This window comes from Clostridium sp. MF28 (assembly GCF_002969175.1).
Classification (GTDB): domain Bacteria; phylum Bacillota; class Clostridia; order Clostridiales; family Clostridiaceae; genus Clostridium; species Clostridium beijerinckii.
The window spans coordinates 4,500,119-4,518,463 of sequence record NZ_CP014331.1 but is presented as its reverse complement, the minus strand read 5'-3'; the positions used below and the strand labels follow the sequence as shown (position 1 = coordinate 4,518,463).

Here is an 18,345-nt window from a genome sequence, read left to right as displayed (position 1 = left end):
CCACAGATTTTACTGAATTATAATTTCCTAAATAGCCAAAAAATAGCTTAGTGCTGAAACACTAAGCTCTCCTAGAACTCTTTAGTTTTAATATAAAATTATATGCCGCCTCATCTTCCCACTGAGATAGCTTAACATGACCTAAATTAACTCCATCAATTTTAAAATTTAAAATCCCTTTTAGGTTATTGTAATATAATTCTCTATCCAACTTGATTTTGCTAAATAAAATCTTTTGAACACATGGTTTACTATTCGCATCTGAGGGAAGCATCATCATAGCAACACCACCGGTATATTTATTTTTATTGAGGTTTGGTTTAATCATATTTATATATGTAACTCCATCATTTGAGCTGCTTAAATTAAAAAATATCATTTTATCGGATACAATATACTTCCCCATAAAATATTTAATCACCTTTTCATCTGAACAAATCTTAAAATTTACATTTTCATTCTTAATTTCTACGATTCCTTCATGCAAAGATCCTTCTTTAGCTATATTAGTAACAAAAAAATAAACGTAGTATTTCTCTTCAAAAATATCGGATCCAATTTCATTATTATTTTCTAAGTTCTCAATATCTTCTGCTGTTAGCGGCATAGAAATAAGTTTTTCGATTGTTATATTATATACCTCAGAAATATATAGTAATGTTTCTATAGATGGGAAAGCATCTCCTGATTTATATTTAGATAGTAAATCCTCTGATATACCAATTTTACCAGCCAACTTTTTTTGTGTTGATTCCAATTGAATTAATTTTCTTAGATTGTACGTAAAAACCTTAGATGTTTTTTCATATATATCATTTTTTAATGCTTTTACTTCATTAATATTGTTATACATAATATCTGAATCAGCTTTAATATAATTTAATTTGTTCTTTATCTTTTCATCTATTTCTTTAAATTCATATAAATCTTTATTCAAATTCCTCACTCCATATTGTTATCATATAATGATAATCAAATAAGTTGAATTATATTCAACTCAATATTTTATATTTTTCAATTATCTTAGACATTTATATATAGTAATTGAAACAATTCAATTACTATATTACCATAATATTGCAAACTTCAAAATACAATATATTTTAAGGAGATAATTATGTCTAGATCAATATCTAAAAATGCTTTTTTTAAAGCGGTATTAAATGTTTCAAATATAATTTTGCCTATAATAGTTATGCCAATAGTTCTTAGTGCAATTCAAGATAAATTAAATGGATATATGACCATGGGGGAAACCTGGACTGCAGTTTTTATGATTTTTGCAAGCTTTGGGGTGTATCAATATGGTTTAAGAGAAGTAAGCAAAGTAAGAGATGATAAGGATAAACTAACCAAAACAATTACTAGTTTATTTGTAATTACCACCACAACAACAGCTGTAACTTCTATTTTTTATGCTATCTTTTTAACTATATTACATAGAAATGATGCATATTTTTATACTTGCATGGTTATGGGATTAAACATAGTTTTTAATATGTTCAATGTTGAATGGATTAATGAAGCTCTTGAAAATTATGATTTTATAGCATTAAAAACTATGATAATTAAAATCATATATAATTTATTAACAATATATTTTGTAAAGACTCAGGCTGATTTTTTATTTTACATATATCTTACTTGTGGTATAAATTTTATTAATAACATATCCAGTTTTATATATATAAAAAAGAAGATACACTTTGACTTCTCAGATTTACAAATAAAAAAACATATAAAACCTATGTTTTCAGTTGTAATACTTGCCAACACATACATTTTATATACTTGGCTTGATAAAAACATGCTAAATAGCAATTTAGGATCAACAGAAGCAGGATATTATGGAGTGGCCCAAAAGATAATGTCAATGATAGATATCTTAATGTTTACAATAGTTCAAGTTTCCATGGCTAGACTTTCAAACTATTTAGAAAATCATTCAAAAGAAATCTATTTGAATTTATTAAATAAGGTAATTAAAATATATTTCTTATTCTTATTTCCAGCCTCAATAGGATTACTTGGAGTTTCTAAACAGGTTATTATGATTATGGGCAAAGGTACTGATATCTATCTTCCAGCTGTACCAATACTAATGGTGTTTTCAATATATATGCTGACTATTGGAATTGATAGAATTATTTCAGATCAGATAATTTATATTTTCGGGAGAGAAAAAACAGATGCTAAGTTAGTTTTCATTGGAGGTATATTAAATTTAATCTTAAATGCGCTTTTAATATTTACCAATATGTTCACACCAACAAAAGTAATAGCAACAACTTTAATTTCAAATTTAGTAGTTATGGCTTTAGAATATAGATTAGTAAAAAATGAACTTAACATAAATATAAGATTATTCGCTTTTGAGAATTTGAAGTATTTGTATTACTCTTTAATATTTATCCCAATAACCTTTGTTATAAATAAATTTATATCTGGAACTATATTATCATGTATACTTGATATACTTGCTTGTTGCAGTATTTACTTTATAATTCTTATAGCAACAAGAGATGGTGTGTTCTTTGGATTATTAAGCATAGTCTTTAAAAAATTAAAAGTGTTATATAATCACAGAATAATGTAGATCTTTCTAGTTAATTAGAACGGATATAAAAAATGGTGTATTGTACTTTCTTTTCAAATAGAAGAAACAGTAAATAGTTTATTTTTATAAAAAACTATTTACTGTTCTAAATTTTACAATAAACTTAATATATTCAATTTCAATTAAAACTCAAAATAAATTATTAGCCTAATAACATTTTTTCATCAATACGTTTAAATAATTATTATAGAATTTTTACGCAACCAACTTATTAACAATTATTTTTATTACAGATTATTTATTAATTCTCTTGCTTCCAAGTTTCATATGAAATTGAGGATCTTTTGGTATACTCGGATTAACACCTCTTAAATTAGGTATCTCTCCACATATTAATTGCATTGGCACTATGAAATTAAATGTTTGATGATGTTCATCTTCACTCACATTTATTTGTAGATTTCTATCATCCGAAGCAACATTTCGTCCTATTACATAAATATTGCTTGTCCATTCAGATAAAACTTCAATCATTTTTGCTACTCTTGGTTCTTTTCCTGTATCTAATATAAATATTGTTGAATCACTATTTATTGCATTATATATACCATGTATAAATTCTTCAAATTCATATCCTGTAACAGGCACTCTCATAGTTTCTAATAACTTCAATGCACTTTCTAAAGTATCACCATATAATTCTGCTGGACCTATTATTCTTATTTCCTTAGCTTCTACTAATCTACTTTTATTTTTCTCAATCCATTGTTCTGACTTTTTATATACGTCTTCAAATCTATCGCTAGCATCTAATATTTTATCTATTTCTTCTTTGTATTTTTCTTCAGATATTTGTCCATTTTCTTTTCCTAATTTAAGTCCAAGAAGCATTAAGTTTAACTTTGTGCAATAAAAACCTTTAGTTTTAGCTCCAGCTTTTTCTTCTCCACAGTATACTGTTAAAATATAATCTGCAGCCTCATCTATTAAAGCATTTTCGCATCCAGCCATAGATGCAGTTATACAACCACATTCCTTTGCCAATTTCATTGCATTATAAGTCGAATAACTACTTCCGCCTTGTGATATCCCTATTATCAATGTCTTTTCGTTTTTACCTTTGAATGTATCTTTAGTTATCATAAATGGATACATTGCTATAACTTCAGCATCTAATATTCCTTGCAAATAAGTTTGTACTTGTACCCCTGAATGATAACTTGTTCCTGATCCTGTAATTATAATTTTATCTATATCTTCCTTTATTATTTCTTTAAATAATTCATCAGATTTTGAGATTATCTCCTTCATTTTAGTTGGAGTTTCTAACATATAATCTTGTATTCTCATTTTTATTACCTCTTTCTCTTATTTTTTATTATAATAGCCATATTGCATGCAATATTATTCCACCAACTATAACACCTATTGTTATTTTAGTGATGCTTACTTTCTTCTTTAATAGATAGTAAATAAAGAAGGCAAATAATAGTGGCAGCATGTTTGGCAATATTTTATCTAATATATCCTGAACTACTACTTTTGCACCGTTTAAATTAAATACCAACGGAGTTTTTATTTTTAACATAGTAGATACCATTCCACCAACAACAAATAGTCCAACTGTTGTTGCTATAGACATTATTTTTTCCATTAATCCTTGCTTTTGTATCTTCTCTAATGAGTTAACTCCTAATTGGTACCCATATTTTAATCCCAATATTCTAATAGCAAACCCTGGTATATTGTATAATAGCAAGAACAGTATTGGTCCAAATATATTCCCTTCACTGGCTAGAGAAACACCTATTCCTGCTGCTATAATTCTAAATGTTCCCCAGAAGAGCGAATCTCCTATTCCTGCTAAAGGCCCCATTAAAGCAGTCTTTATTGCACTAATTGCGCTTTCATCAAAATCAGAATTATTTGAATTTTGTTCTTCCATTGCAGCAGTAATTCCAAGTATTGTCGGAACAATTACTGGGGTTGTATTAAATATCTCAAGATGTCTTTCTAGAGCTTTAGCTTGATCTTCTTTCTTTGAATAAAGTTTTTTGATAACTGGTAACATTGCATAACAATAGCCTAAATTCTGCATTCTTTCATAGTTAAATGCTCCTTGAAGAGCGAATGAACGCCAAAATACACTTCTTAACTCTTTTTTACCTAGTTTATTCAAAGTCAATCTCCCCTTCCGTTAAATTATTCGCAACTGCCTGCTTAACTGTGCTATTTTCTTTAGTGTTAATATAAATATTTAGTATAAATGCAACACATGCTCCAAATAAAGCTATTGCTGTTATATCTAATTTAGCGTAGGCTGCTAATAAAAATCCTATGAAGAAAAATACAGCCATTTTCTTTGAAAGTAACATATCCATTAATAGTGCAAATCCTACAGCAGGTAATAGTGATCCTGCTATTCCAAGCCCTTCTAAAATTATCTTTGGAATAGAATTTATTAACGCCGTAACAGCATTTGCTCCTAACATGATTGCTAAGAATGTTGGAATAAAGGTGCTTAGGAAAAATAACATAACCGGGATCCACATCATTATTGCAATCCCCCTGAAGTCAGCCTTTTTAGCATATGCACTTGCCCTTTGAGCAAAATAAGAATTTATTATTCTTACTAATACGCCTAATGATTGTGCTAAAACTGCAATTGGTACTGCTATAGCAAGAGCTACCTCAACACCATTTCCAGATAATATTGCAAAAGCTGTTCCTAATATACCACCTGTTACAACATCTGGTGGTGTTGCTGCGCCTATTCCTGCAATACCCATCCATATAAGTTCAAGTTGAGCTCCTATAATAATACCTGTTTTTAAATCGCCTAAAATTAGTCCTACTAAGGCACCTGTGATTATTGGTCTTTCAAGCATTATCTGCCCAAAAATACGTCCATCCAGTATACCTATTCCTGCAAGTAATCCCAGCATAATTGCTTGTGCTATCATAATTTTTTACCTCCTTACTTATTTTAGTAAATCTGATAAAGTCTTTTTCTTATCCCTTGGCAGCATTCTAAATTCGATTTCTATGCCTAAATCATTTATTTCTTTTAGGTTAGATACATCATTTTCATCAACAGCAACTAAATCTGTTAGTTTCTGCTTCCCAGCTTCATATCTTAAGCCCCCTACATTTAATTCCTTTATAACTCCGCCTGAATTTTTTACTAGTTCCAATGCATCTTTTGTATTTTTTACTAAAACAAGTACATTATTCTTCTTAGATTGAGCAAATTTCTCTACTATCTCACCCGATTCCTGTACTCCTCTAATATATAAAGTTACATTATTGGGTTTAGCTAAGTTTAATGCCATAGCTTTCATTTGATCATTTTTTGCTTCATCATTAACCACTAATATTACATTTATCCCTAGCGATGTTGACCATCCAAATGCAACCTGCCCATGTATTAATCTGTCGTCAATTCTCATCAATGATATCATCTTCTTCATTCCTTTCCTTATTGTTTCTTAGTAATTCGTTTATATGAATAATTCCTTTTCTTGCTTCTTCTATTCCATTTTTTATCAACATTTCTATATCATCTTCGCCTGATAAAAGTATTGTTAAAATCATTGGCAAATTTATACCTGTTATTAATTCAAATTCATATCCATTCAACAATAAATTGGTACATAAATTAGCTACACTTCCACCAAAAATGTCTGTTAAAACAATATACTTTTCTTCTTCGCTTTTATTAGATAAAATTCTTTTCATTTCCTTTTCTGCATCATCTCCCGATTTATCTTTAGTCATGCAGAAATATTCAACATTGCTTAATGATCCTACTATTAATTTACTGGTTTCTATAAATTCTTTTGATAATTCTCCATGAGTTGCAATTAAAAATTTCTTCATTACTATCACCTCCTTTAATTTTTTTATTTATACTTTATTAATAAGCAAAAAGCATGCCAACTAGTGACATGCTTTTTATAAAATTTTATTTTATTCTCTTAATTGCTTGAAATTATTGAATTGGTCCATATATTATATTATAGATATATCCAATCTCTGCAATTGGTATTTGCACACTATAACTTTTTTCTATCACACTAAATGAATTTTTAATTAGCTTAATCTCACTCTGATGCTCTTCAATTAGCAAATTTAAATCTGTATATTCTTCTATCTCAGCCTGTCTTACTAATCTCTCTACCATACAGCTTAAATGAACATATAAAGCAATTTTTTTGTCATTTGGTATTTTTCTTTTCTGATTATTTTCAAACTCATTGATACCGTCCTCTATTCTCTCTATAATCTTATTAGAATCTAAAATAGTTAGGCTATCTATAACTCTTGTCAAAGAGAAGTTTTTCACAATAGAATCATTTATTAATTTAATTTGGTCATGTCCTGCTACCTTACTGAAAATTCTATACACCTCATCTTCTCTTTTTCCTGATATAATATCTTCTAAAGATATAAACTTAATTGTCTCAATTTCAGGATTATACGTACCGACAATAGCTAATACGTCATACATCTTGAATATAGAGTCATCTTTTCCTTTAGATACTAGATTATTATAACTATACGGAACCACCTTTACATCAACTATTCCTGCTAAACTTTCTGAAAGTAAATTCTGTATCTTAATTGCAGTACTTATTCCTGTAAAACAAGATGCTATTATTGCATATTCTTTATTCTTCTGAGGATAAAATAACTGTATGTTAGGTTTAATTTCTTCATTCATTACTTCAGAGATTTCTTCAATAGTTTTTCCTTGTATTAATAAATTTCCCACTTCCAAAGCTAACATAGTTGTAACTTGATCTATACAAAGCATGGGAATATTAATCTTATCTTTTAGATTTTCATAAATTAAGCTAAGAGATCCCATATCAAATAAAACAATTAAGCCATTTTTTAATTTATCATCTTCAATATACCTGTTCAATTGCTTAAGCACATCTATTGCTGTTGCATCTATTGGCATGTCAATAGATGCAAATACATTTACACCTATAATACGATTGCAGACATTAGCCATACTACTTGCTGTTGCATATCCATGAGCAATAATTATTGCATTCATCTTATTAAAATTTATACGTATTGCAGTAGTTTTAATAAATATAATCATAATAATTAAATCACTATCAGTTAAATAAATATCTAACCTGTTCGCTATAAAACTTGCTATTTTATATACTACAGAATATTCTTTATAATTTTCTCTCTTTAAATAGCTCAATAACTTATTCTCTATTTTTAATTCCTCTTCATCTAAGCTATAAAAATCATTTTTTGAGTATAAGTATGATGAAAAAGCCAGCACATTATTCCCATCATATTTAATATTATAATTTATTTCTAGATTTCTAAATATATCCTGCATTGTTGATATTATAAATTCTATAATTACGTTTTTAGTTTCATCATTATTAGCAAATACTAGCCTATCCATCAAATTAACCATTATATTGGAACTCTTCTCATAAAATCCTTCTTTGCTGACTTCTCCACTTTCAACTAATTTATACAACTTAAAACACTCTAATATACTTTGCTTAATTATGCTTTGCTTACTTTCTTCATATGTTTGGACATGTCTATTGTTATTATCTGAAAATACAATACTTTTGCTTTTATTATTGTTTTGAAACTTAAAAATCTCTGCATTCTCAATGTATATGTTTCTTGGTATATCCTGCAATGTTACAAATATATTTCCATTTCTTCTTTGGCCCTTTGAATATGATCTTCCACACGCATATTTTATTACATTTTTACATTCTCCAATATTTCCTTTAAATTTTATTTTTAGAATTGTATTTAATGTAAGCTGTGTAATTTCAATTGGTATTCCAAAAATCTTACTTTCTTCATATATAAAATGTTCTATTATTCTCCTTTTCTCGATAGGTCCTCTTTCCTCTACATTAGGAATATATATATTAATAGGTATTCTTCTTAAAAAAGTTGGTAAAAATTCAGATAGATTTTCTGTTGTTGCAAAAACTAATCTTACATCTGCTTTTCTCTTTACTCCATTTTCACCAATTCTTGAAAATACTCCCGTATCCATAAATGTGAACAATTTTTCTTGTCCTTCGCTATTAAGTCTATGTACTTCATCTAAAAATAAGATTCCGCCATCTGATTGTTCAATTAACCCTGCTTTTGATTCTGTAGCCCCCGTATATGCCCCTTTAGCATGCCCAAATAATATACCAGATAATAATTCAGGATTATTATAATACTGAGCACAATTCAAAACATTATATGGTCCATCTTTTTCTAAAACATTACAGCTTACACTGTACTTGTAGATTATCTCTGCTAAAAAGCTTTTACCAACTCCACTTTCACCTGTAAGCATGACAGTTAATCCCCCTTTGGGATATAAAACTGCCGTTTTGATTTGCTCAATAACTTCCTTCAGACTGTTATCATAACCAATTATACTTTCAAAAACAATCTCCTGTTTTAATGACTCACATTCCTGTTCTAGTTCGTATATATCTTTATATATACTTTTCTTTGTTGGCCCAATAATATCATTAATTTTTTTTCTAGGAAGAAATTTAACTGGGCGACTATTTATCTTAAGTAAATCTTTAGATTTCACCAATTCATTTAATAATCTGCTTGCTTGAGTCCTGCTCATCTTAAAATTGCTAGATATATATTCCGTCTCAATTCCTCCATACTTTTCCAAGTCTTTAAGACTCTCAAATACAGCTTCTGAATTAATAAATTCCAAAACTTTAGTAATCATAAATTCCCTCCAATACATATAAAAATTTATTTTAAATAAATCTACATTTTTCCTTAAGCATTGTACTTATCATTAATTTATCATTTGTTTAAATAATAAAAAACATATCCCTCTAAAATTTTTATCTTATTTCAATAAATTATTTATATAATTTTATCATAATATCAATAAAACTCAATTATTATTCAATATACTTTACTTTTTATATACACTTATTATTTTTTTATTAAAATAACCCCTTTATTTTTATATATTTAATATATTCGTTGTAATTCACAATGCACATTTCACATTTCACAATTACGGCTAAAATTCTTGCAATATTTTTAGAATTATCATGAAGAATTATTTTTGCAATATATCTATCATATTAAGTTTTATAAATAAAACAACTATCTGTACTATAACTAATTCAAAAAATAACAGTGCACATTAACCATTTGTCTAAAAAAATATTTAATGATATGATAACTTTAAAATTACTTGCCTAGTTCCCTTAAAATAAATAAATCTAAAATTATTTATAATTCCTTATGATTTAAAATGAAGGAGAAATGCCTAATGATAGACTTACACATTCATACAAATAATTCTGATGGAGATTTTGATGTAATAGACATATTAAAAATGTCTGAAGAAAAGAATTTAGAATTTATTTCATTTACAGATCATCAATCTGTTGATGCATATAAAAAAATTAGCAACTTAAATATAACTAATTTATACAGTGGTAACATAATTAAGGGAATTGAAATCGCTTTTTCATTTGGCGGAATCAGCATGGATATGCTAGGATATAATATTGATATTGATTCTATAGAAAAATCAAGAATATTACAAGTTAATAAAAATATTAATGTTATTGAAAAAGAAATTTCTAAATTAAATTATTTAATAAATGTTTGTAATGAACTAAAAATTCTACATTCCTCTAATTTAAATATAAATGGCAGAAATACTCCTGCTAACGATGTTATTTGCGATGATATTTTAAGCTATGATGAAAATTTGCATATTCTAAAAAAATTAGAAATTACTGATAGAACTACTTTTTATAGAAAACACTATTTAAACCCTAATAGTCAATTTTATATAAAGCCAACAGAAGATCTTCCAAATATCTATGAAGCTGCAGAAACCATTCATAGTTCAGGCGGTAAATGTTTTTTAGCTCATCCTTATGTATATGACGTAGATAACATATATAATTATATCGACAGTATTGTCAAATTAAACTTAATAGATGGTATTGAATGCATACATCGTAAGCATTCTCACTCACAAATAAATGAAATAATTAATTATTGTGACAGCCATGACCTGTTAAAAAGCGGAGGCAGTGATTTTCATACTTCAGCTCATACATTAGGATTTGGAAATGAAGGTAAAATACCAATTAATTATCCCATAGCTAAAAACTGGCTACAATAATTCATTCATATTTATTTAGCTTTAATAATATATTGTGAACTCCCTTTTATTATATACCTTGAGTTTCGCTTAATAAGAATACAGATAAAGTGAACCCTTTTAAGTAAATCCTCTTCTAGCATTTTCAGCTTTCTCTACTTAATTGGGTTCACTTCATAATAATAGTTCTTATAATTTTCATATAAATATATTTTTTTATTTTATAATTATCTCTTTTCCTTTATAGGCTTTCCATATCCATATGCACCTTCAATCATGCAAATATCTGCCGAATAATTACTTGCCTTTTCAAATGCACTAAGTATTTCATTTTCAGTTAATTTATTATTATCTTTCCACCCGAATCTTAACAAAGTGACAATAAATGCCGCGATGAACGAATCTCCTGCTCCCATTGTATCCACTGGATTAACTAATTTTACCTTTCCATTATAGTATTTATCGCCATCAAAAAATACTTGTCCATTTTTTCCCATAGTTACTAAGACATACTTACATCCAAAATCATGAATCTTCTTTTGAAATATTTTTATCTCATTTATATTCATATTCTCACATGAAAATAAAGCTAAATCTATATATGGACATGTCTTCTGCAAATAGTCATCTGTTCTATACTTATCTTTGGTAGAAAAATCAAAAGTTATTATTGAATCTATCGCTTTTAACTTATATATCTGATCTTCTAACTTTGCATTACAACTACTATGTATGAGATCAAATTCAGCTAAATACTCTAACTCATCCTTTTCAATTCTTATAGGCTTAGGCCAATTTGCTCCTATATCAACATTTAATAGATCTCTCTCCCCATCAATTATATTTATATCACACCTTTTTGTGGTTCCATTTTCCAACTTTCTACATTTTGATATATCAACCCCTAAATCTTCTAAGGAATATTTTATTAACTCTGCTTCCTCATCATCCCCAAATACTCCTAGATACGCAGAATCAACTTCACATTTTTTCGCATTTACTGCAAAATTTATTGCATTTCCTCCTGGATACATCATGTTCTTATTCATATATCTATCTATTACGTTGTCTCCCAGTCCAATAACTTTCATAATATTATTCCTCACTTTCAAAAAGAGGTTATCCTAAAAGTTAATTTTAGGATAACCATTATTATTATTTTTAATATTCAACCTTTCTGTAGTAACGTCTTATTTCTAATGAATGATTACGTATTGCTTCTAGATGCGCACTTATCCTTCCTAGTATTGCCCACATTACTACTGGAGATAATAATCCCCTATATTCTTCACTTATTCCTGGTAGTTCATAATCCTTTGTATCAAATACTGTAAATTTATCAGTATAATCAACTAAGAACTTTTCTACTCTGTCATCTAATGTTCTAGTTTGTGCCTCTGTTTTTAATAAAGTTGCACACACATCTTTTTCAATTAGTTCTATAGTTCCATGAAAAAATTCTGGTGAACTTACAGATTTAGTTCTCAACCATTGAGATTCTTCTAACACACACATGGAGTATGAATAAGTAGTTCCCCAAAGGTTTCCAGATCCAATCCAAATTTGATATGGATCATTTTTATATTTTTCTGCATATTCTCTTGCTTTCTCATCGCTTGCTTTTCTAACATGGTTCAATGCAGCTGGTAAGTTTTGTAGCTCTTCTGCAAACTTATTATAATCCGTAAATTCGTGATTATTATTTAATAACTTACCAATTAATATATATAAAATTAATTCTTGTGGTCTACCATCCTTATATACTACTGAATATGTTGATAGTTCTTCTAGTATAGAATTCTCTTTACCAATTATAGAAATAGTAGTAACTCCCTTTTCCTTTAAATACTTTGCTGCTTCAACAGTCTCTTTTGTATCCCCTGACTTTGATGCTAAAAAAGCTATTGATTTATCGGTTATTTGAGAATTCCCTGTTAATAATAATTCTGCTGATATTTCTGAGTATACAGGAATCTTAGATTTTGTTTTAATCATATATTCAAATGGTTGCATCATTGCTATAGATCCACCAGATGATGTAAATAATATATTTTCAAATCCTTTTTCTGTTAGCTTGTCTGCTATTTCTTCAATAGCCTCCCTTTTACTATAGATATATTCTCCATTTTCTAGCATCTTTTTTTCATCAAATTTAATCATAATATCCTCCTAATTTTTATATATTGATATCTACGTAATAAATATTTATATAATTGCATCTCTAATATTAAGCTGCAAATATTCCTAAAAATGTGCCTAATATGCCTAATGCCATTAATCCTATTAGTATATATATAACTTTTAATTTCCTCTGCAATAATGAGTAAATTATAGTAGTAAGCCCAAGAGGAAGAATATATGGCATTATTCCATCTATTATCTTCTGTATTTCAACAGCACTATCTCCAGTTCCCATCATTCCAGCAATTTTAATGTTCACCATTCCAGGTATCATTGCTCCTATTATAATTAATCCAATTATTGAAGCCCCATATGTTAACTTAGGCATTAATCCAGAGTCTTCTATTTTTTCAAGAAACTTTGTTCCAAATTTATATCCACTTATCATACAGACATATCTAACAATAAATTGTGGTATATTAAATAATAGTAAAAATAATATTGGTCCTAAAATATTTCCTTGTAATGATAATGATGTTCCAACTCCTGTAGCTATTACTCTCAACGTTCCCCAAAAAAGTGAATCTCCTATACCTGCTAAAGGACTCATCAGAGATGCCTTTACACTACTTATTGAAGATGTATCAAAATCTTCATTATTTGCGTTACTCTCCTCCATTGCTGTAGATATTCCTAATACTAAAGTTGATACATATGGTGTTGTATTAAAGAATTCCATATGCCTTTTTACGGCCTCTATTTGCTCTTCTTTTTTCTTATAAAGTTTCTTAATAATCGGCAGCATAGCATAGCAATATCCCATATTTTGCTGACGCTCATAATTCCATGAATATTCTAAAGCAAGGCCTCTCAAAAACATCTTCTTAAGATCATTTTTAGTAACTTTAACATCATTTGATTGTTCTAAATTATTAGAAATCTTCATCTGGCACTACCTCCTCTTTTTTTTCATTATTATTTTGTAATCCCACAAGAACTATAGCAATGATAGTTGCAAAAATTGCAACACCTAGCATAGGTATTTTTAAATATGCACTAATTGCAAATCCTAATACAAAGAATATAACCAATTTTTTTGTCAAAATCATTTGTGCTAGAAGTGATATTCCTAAAGCTGGAATAAATCCTGCTGCAACTACTAGCCCATTTTGTACAAATTGCGGAATGCTCTCTAGAACGGCGCTCATGAATGGGCTTCCTAAATATAATGCTAGTGCAACAAAAATTCCTCTTGGTAAGCTCTTTACTACAAATCCCCCTAAAAAGTGCATCCTACTTACACCATTGAAATTTCCCTCTTCTACATATTTGTCTGCTTTATGAAGAAAAAATGGCATTACAAAAAGTGTCATAACATTATCAACTAATAGAAATAGTGTTGCTATTGGAAATGCCAATGTTAATGCAACTTCTGCTCCTTGCCCTGTTGCTATAGCAAACGCTGTACCTAAGATCCCTCCTGTTATAACATCTGGAGGAACTGCTGCACCTAATGTAACTGCTCCAATAAATGCCATTTCAAGAGTTGCTCCCATTATAATACCTGTTTGTAAATCACCCATAACTAATCCTACAAGTACTCCTGTTACTATTGGCCTTGTTATTAAGCATGATCCTAAACACCATTCAAACGTAACAAACATTGCAATCAATCCTACTAAAATAGCTTGAGTCATACAATTTTACCTCCTTATAATACGTTTTTAACTAAAATTTTCTTATCACCTGGAACCTGTCTTATTTCTAATTCAACATCTCTATTTATTAGTTCTTGTAATATTCTCTCCTCCTCCTTTGATATTGGAACTGATTTAGTGATTGTTCTTGTCCCTTCTCTAGGCATAACACCTCCTATATTAATTGATTTTATATCAGGCAATTCATTGCTTAATTTTGCTGCATCTTCTATTGTTTCTACTATAATGAATAACTTATATTTATCTGTAACTCCACTTTTTATAGCCGCAATGGAATCCTCTATATTCTTAATTACTAATTTAACCCCATTAGGTTTAGCCAACTTTATTGTTGTCTTCTTTATCTCATCTTGCATAAGTTTATCATTTGCAATTAATATACAATCTGTGTTAATTTGTTGAGTCCATGCTAATGCCACTTGTCCATGTAACAAACGATAGTCTACTCTTAATAGTTTAATCATATAAAATCACTCCTTTAAAATTCTTCGTCTCTAATTGATTTAGCCGTATGAAATGTTTTATTACAATATCTTATATTCTCTTGCGTATTTTTAATTGTTTCTTCGATTAATTTTTCTGTACTCTCTTCTTGGCTTGTTATTAATTCAATTACAAGTGGTAAACACATACTCGAAATAATGTGTAAGTTTTCATAATTAATGTATTTCATAAACTCATTATTTACACTCCCTCCGAAGATATCCGTTATTACTATTAACTCTTCCCCATCTTCTAAATTATTTATGACCTCCTTTACTTGTTGTCTTAAATTTTTTTCGCTGCTTATGTATGCACAAAGTGTTGATATATTATCTTGTTTTCCTATTATTATCTTTACAGATTCATGCATTCCATCTGCAAGTCTTCCGTGACTTGCTAATAAAAATCTTCTCTTCAAAATTTATCATCTCCATCCAAACTTATGATATTATAAATCTTATTTCACTTCTCATAGCATTATAAAAGCAAGAAGCGTGCCAATGTCTGGCACGCTTCTTTATTCTTCATTATCTCTATCACTTAAAACTCAGTATTTTCAGTACTTTGATACATCAAAATATCATAAATAAATCCTATCTCTGGTAGATTAATTTTGACATTATATATTTTTTCAATGACACTAAATGAATTTTCTATAGTTTTTATCATATCTTTTTGACACTCTATAAAGTTTTCTAAGTTTGGATACACATCTATTTCTTCGTGCCTTATCAGTCTTTCTACTAAACAACTTATGTGAACTAATAAAGCAATTTTTTTCTCATTATTTAATTTCTTTTTCATAGCTATTTCTAAGTTATCTAAGCATTCCTCTATATTTCTTAGCAATTTATCTGTGTCTAATATAGTTAATGTATCTATTACCCTTCTTAATGTAAAATTGTGAACTATATTATCATTAATAGTTTTCAAGTCATTTTCATCAGCTATTTTTTGGAGTATACGTCTTAATTGATTTTCGCCTCTTCCAGACATTAAATCTTCTAAGGAAATATAATTAATATGTTTAATTTCCGGATCTGCAGTACCTACTATAGTTAAAACATCATACAATTGGAATAATGCTTCATTCATTCCAAAAGTTTTTAGCCTCTCATAGTCATGTGCTATGACCTTAATCTTAAGTTTTTCTGGGATACTGTCCTGCAATAACTTCTGAAGTTGTAACGCAGTTCCCATACCAGTAAAACAAGAAGTTACGATTACCTTTTTCTTATTTTCTTCAGGATATAGAATTTTATAACTTGTTTCATTATGCTCTTTTAGATTTTCCACAAGTTCTTCAAGATAGATTTTATTTTTTAACATTTCACCAACAAATAGCGCCATTTGAGTAGACACATTATTAATAATTACTACTGGACCATTTATATAACTATTTATGCTTTCATATATATCATTTAGCGAACCCATATCAACAAGTATTACCAATCCTTTAGATACATCATTTTCTTCAATAAAATTTATTAACTTTTTTGCTATTTCATCCATTTTTATATCAATAGGCATATCAAAAGCTTCAAACATATTCATTTCTAACATTCTATTTGCTACATTTGCAATACTACTAGCTGTTGCATAACCATGAGCCAAAATTACAGTTTTAGTTCCGTTATTAGATTGCTGAATATTTAAGCTTTTCAAATAAAAAGATAAAAAAATCTTATCATCTATCGTAAACTTAATATCCATCTTGCTCTCAATAAGCTTAATTAATTTAATTGCAATCTCATGTTCTAGCTTATTGTTTTTTAAAATATAGTTATACAAACTATCTCTTAATTTTCTTTGTTCCTCATTCCATTCTAATGAATCTTCACTCTTTATATATAAAAAATATGATATTGCATAAACGCTGTTACCATTAAATTTTATATTATAATTTATCTCCATGTATCTAAATATCTCTTGAATACTCGCTGTTATGTATTGAATCATAACATTTTTATTTTCTTCTTTTCTTTCAAATATTAATTTATCAAACAAAGCATATACTTCTTGAAAAACATTAGTCTCAAAATACTCAATGCTTACATTTTTCTTTTGAATATCATTAAAAAAACTCATTATTTGAATATAAGTATTCTTTATTAGTTGCTGCCAATTCCCATCTTTTTTTAATATCATTGGTATAGTAGTATCTGGTAAAATTAATATATATTCACTTTGTTTTATCTTTATATCAGATTTCTTAATTGAGTCTTCCAACAACTCTTCTGGAAAATCCAATACCCCTAACTGTATCATTTCTGAATTTATTTTTTTAGTATAAGATTTAGCACATACATATTTAACTGTGTTTTGCAGTTCACCTATATTCCCTTTAAAGTTATAATTCAACATTAGATCTATAGCCCTATTTGAAATTGAAATCTTTTTATTTAATATTTTCGCTTCTTTTATTAAAAATTGATATATAAATTGAAGTTTTTCATCGGTGCCACGCTTATCTAGATCTGGTATTGAGACTGATATAGGAATTCTTCTTAAAAAAGTTCTCAAAAAATTTTCTGATAGTGATTCTGTTGTAGCAAAAACTAGTCTAACGTTTGCTTTATGCCATCCTGAGCTTTCACCCATTCTTCTAAAAACCCCTTGATCCATAAATGTGAATAACTTCTCTTGTCCTTCCTCGTTTAGTCTATGCACTTCATCTAAAAAGAGTATTCCTCCATCAGCTTCCTTAAGCATCCCTTCTTTTACGCTTTCTGCCCCAGTGAAGGCACCTTTTATATATCCAAAAAGATTTGCCGATAATAATTCAGGGTTATTATAATATTGAGCACAATTAAATACAATAAATGGGGAATCTTTTGATATTACTTGTTTTTCTACCGAATAATTATATATATACTTTGCTAAAAGACTTTTACCAACTCCAGTTGGCCCACTAAGTATAATCGGTAATCCGTTATTAGGATAAAATATAGATGTTTTTATTTGTTCTAACGCTTTTTCTAGACTTCCTTTAAATCCAATTAGCTCTGAAAACTTGTCCTTTTCTTCATCTAATGGTTTTTGAAAAAATAATTCTTCAATGCTATTATATTTGTTGCCTTTTATTCCAAAAAAACACTTTTCAAATTGACTATAATGCAAAAAATAAACAGGTCTTGTATTAATTTTTATTATCTTACCTTCGTCAACCATTTGATTTAAATAATGGCTTACAGTATTTCTCTTAACATCAAACTTCTTTGCAATTTCGCTAGCTGTAAACCTAGAATTATCACCAGCTCTTCCAAAGTAGCATGTTTGCTCTTCCAAATATCCCATTATATAGT

16 protein-coding genes are annotated in these 18,345 nt (G+C 28.3%); 2 read left to right on the top strand and 14 right to left on the bottom strand.

Features of this window, described 5'->3' with window-relative positions; genetic code table 11:
- Positions 1 to 61: 61 nt before the first annotated feature.
- Positions 62 to 937 carry a helix-turn-helix domain-containing protein gene (locus AXY43_RS19835; protein ID WP_023975263.1) on the bottom strand — a complete coding sequence of 292 codons (876 nt, stop codon included), beginning with the start codon at positions 935 to 937 and terminating at the stop codon, positions 62 to 64.
- A 180-nt stretch (positions 938 to 1,117) separates the two neighbouring features.
- Here AXY43_RS19835 and AXY43_RS19830 point away from each other — a divergent pair, with 180 nt between their 5' ends.
- Positions 1,118 to 2,596 (top strand): oligosaccharide flippase family protein, encoded by a 1,479-nt coding sequence (locus AXY43_RS19830; RefSeq protein WP_087702186.1) that lies wholly within the window; start codon positions 1,118 to 1,120, stop codon positions 2,594 to 2,596.
- 255 nt (positions 2,597 to 2,851) lie between these two features.
- Here the strand turns inward: AXY43_RS19830 and AXY43_RS19825 are convergent, their stop codons facing one another.
- The 6 genes from AXY43_RS19825 to AXY43_RS19800 form a co-directional block, all read right to left on the bottom strand.
- A complete protein-coding gene (locus AXY43_RS19825; protein ID WP_017212704.1) occupies positions 2,852 to 3,907 on the bottom strand; it encodes an SIS domain-containing protein in 1,056 nt (351 codons plus the stop codon).
- A 28-nt stretch (positions 3,908 to 3,935) separates the two neighbouring features.
- The gene (locus AXY43_RS19820; RefSeq protein ID WP_023975265.1) at positions 3,936 to 4,736 is read right to left on the bottom strand and encodes a PTS system mannose/fructose/sorbose family transporter subunit IID; all 801 of its coding nucleotides are present in this window, start codon (positions 4,734 to 4,736) and stop codon (positions 3,936 to 3,938) included.
- On the bottom strand, positions 4,729 to 5,520 hold the full coding sequence (locus AXY43_RS19815; RefSeq protein ID WP_023975266.1) for a PTS mannose/fructose/sorbose/N-acetylgalactosamine transporter subunit IIC: 792 nt from the start codon (positions 5,518 to 5,520) through the stop codon (positions 4,729 to 4,731). The genes AXY43_RS19820 and AXY43_RS19815 overlap by 8 nt, the downstream gene beginning before the upstream one ends.
- Before the next feature lie 18 nt (positions 5,521 to 5,538).
- The gene (locus AXY43_RS19810; RefSeq protein ID WP_241394411.1) at positions 5,539 to 6,027 is read right to left on the bottom strand and encodes a PTS sugar transporter subunit IIB; all 489 of its coding nucleotides are present in this window, start codon (positions 6,025 to 6,027) and stop codon (positions 5,539 to 5,541) included.
- Positions 5,996 to 6,436, bottom strand: coding sequence for a PTS sugar transporter subunit IIA (locus tag AXY43_RS19805; protein WP_023975267.1), 441 nt, complete (start codon positions 6,434 to 6,436; stop codon positions 5,996 to 5,998). Before AXY43_RS19805 ends, AXY43_RS19810 begins: the two co-directional genes overlap by 32 nt.
- Before the next feature lie 112 nt (positions 6,437 to 6,548).
- Positions 6,549 to 9,308 carry a sigma 54-interacting transcriptional regulator gene (locus AXY43_RS19800; RefSeq protein ID WP_023975268.1) on the bottom strand — a complete coding sequence of 920 codons (2,760 nt, stop codon included), beginning with the start codon at positions 9,306 to 9,308 and terminating at the stop codon, positions 6,549 to 6,551.
- Between the two features lie 561 nt (positions 9,309 to 9,869).
- Here AXY43_RS19800 and AXY43_RS19795 point away from each other — a divergent pair.
- On the top strand, positions 9,870 to 10,739 hold the full coding sequence (locus AXY43_RS19795) for a PHP domain-containing protein (protein ID WP_023975269.1): 870 nt from the start codon (positions 9,870 to 9,872) through the stop codon (positions 10,737 to 10,739).
- 206 nt (positions 10,740 to 10,945) lie between these two features.
- Here the strand turns inward: AXY43_RS19795 and AXY43_RS19790 are convergent, their stop codons facing one another.
- The 7 genes from AXY43_RS19790 to AXY43_RS19760 all read right to left on the bottom strand — a co-directional run bounded on the left by AXY43_RS19790 (position 10,946) and on the right by AXY43_RS19760 (position 18,337).
- Positions 10,946 to 11,809: a PfkB family carbohydrate kinase gene (locus tag AXY43_RS19790; protein ID WP_023975270.1), complete on the bottom strand. Its 864-nt coding sequence runs from the start codon at positions 11,807 to 11,809 to the stop codon at positions 10,946 to 10,948.
- 70 nt (positions 11,810 to 11,879) lie between these two features.
- On the bottom strand, positions 11,880 to 12,878 hold the full coding sequence (locus AXY43_RS19785) for an SIS domain-containing protein (RefSeq protein ID WP_023975271.1): 999 nt from the start codon (positions 12,876 to 12,878) through the stop codon (positions 11,880 to 11,882).
- A 67-nt stretch (positions 12,879 to 12,945) separates the two neighbouring features.
- Positions 12,946 to 13,785 (bottom strand): PTS system mannose/fructose/sorbose family transporter subunit IID, encoded by an 840-nt coding sequence (locus AXY43_RS19780; RefSeq protein ID WP_011968301.1) that lies wholly within the window; start codon positions 13,783 to 13,785, stop codon positions 12,946 to 12,948.
- A complete protein-coding gene (locus AXY43_RS19775) occupies positions 13,772 to 14,536 on the bottom strand; it encodes a PTS mannose/fructose/sorbose/N-acetylgalactosamine transporter subunit IIC (RefSeq protein WP_023975272.1) in 765 nt (254 codons plus the stop codon). The genes AXY43_RS19780 and AXY43_RS19775 overlap by 14 nt, the downstream gene beginning before the upstream one ends.
- 14 nt (positions 14,537 to 14,550) lie before the next feature.
- Positions 14,551 to 15,021, bottom strand: coding sequence for a PTS sugar transporter subunit IIB (locus tag AXY43_RS19770; protein ID WP_023975273.1), 471 nt, complete (start codon positions 15,019 to 15,021; stop codon positions 14,551 to 14,553).
- A 14-nt stretch (positions 15,022 to 15,035) separates the two neighbouring features.
- Entirely contained in the window at positions 15,036 to 15,458 is a 423-nt protein-coding gene (locus AXY43_RS19765; RefSeq protein ID WP_023975274.1) for a PTS sugar transporter subunit IIA, read from the bottom strand.
- 122 nt (positions 15,459 to 15,580) lie between these two features.
- On the bottom strand, positions 15,581 to 18,337 hold the full coding sequence (locus AXY43_RS19760) for a sigma 54-interacting transcriptional regulator (RefSeq protein WP_243099099.1): 2,757 nt from the start codon (positions 18,335 to 18,337) through the stop codon (positions 15,581 to 15,583).
- Positions 18,338 to 18,345: the final 8 nt, after the last annotated feature.

Excerpts from the sequence above, each read along its gene's own strand:
- AXY43_RS19800 (WP_023975268.1), bottom strand. The coding sequence starts at position 9,308 with ATGATTACTAAAGTTTTGGAATTTATTAATTCAGAAGCTGTATTTGAG.
- AXY43_RS19775 (WP_023975272.1), bottom strand. The coding sequence starts at position 14,536 with ATGACTCAAGCTATTTTAGTAGGATTGATTGCAATGTTTGTTACGTTT.
- AXY43_RS19785 (WP_023975271.1), bottom strand. The coding sequence starts at position 12,878 with ATGATTAAATTTGATGAAAAAAAGATGCTAGAAAATGGAGAATATATC.
- AXY43_RS19815 (WP_023975266.1), bottom strand. The coding sequence starts at position 5,520 with ATGATAGCACAAGCAATTATGCTGGGATTACTTGCAGGAATAGGTATA.
- AXY43_RS19795 (WP_023975269.1), top strand. The coding sequence starts at position 9,870 with ATGATAGACTTACACATTCATACAAATAATTCTGATGGAGATTTTGAT.
- AXY43_RS19770 (WP_023975273.1), bottom strand. The coding sequence starts at position 15,021 with ATGATTAAACTATTAAGAGTAGACTATCGTTTGTTACATGGACAAGTG.
- AXY43_RS19830 (WP_087702186.1), top strand. The coding sequence starts at position 1,118 with ATGTCTAGATCAATATCTAAAAATGCTTTTTTTAAAGCGGTATTAAAT.
- AXY43_RS19760 (WP_243099099.1), bottom strand. The coding sequence starts at position 18,337 with ATGGGATATTTGGAAGAGCAAACATGCTACTTTGGAAGAGCTGGTGAT.
- AXY43_RS19825 (WP_017212704.1), bottom strand. The coding sequence starts at position 3,907 with ATGAGAATACAAGATTATATGTTAGAAACTCCAACTAAAATGAAGGAG.
- AXY43_RS19780 (WP_011968301.1), bottom strand. The coding sequence starts at position 13,785 with ATGAAGATTTCTAATAATTTAGAACAATCAAATGATGTTAAAGTTACT.
- AXY43_RS19810 (WP_241394411.1), bottom strand. The coding sequence starts at position 6,027 with ATGAAGAAGATGATATCATTGATGAGAATTGACGACAGATTAATACAT.
- AXY43_RS19805 (WP_023975267.1), bottom strand. The coding sequence starts at position 6,436 with ATGAAGAAATTTTTAATTGCAACTCATGGAGAATTATCAAAAGAATTT.
- AXY43_RS19790 (WP_023975270.1), bottom strand. The coding sequence starts at position 11,809 with ATGAAAGTTATTGGACTGGGAGACAACGTAATAGATAGATATATGAAT.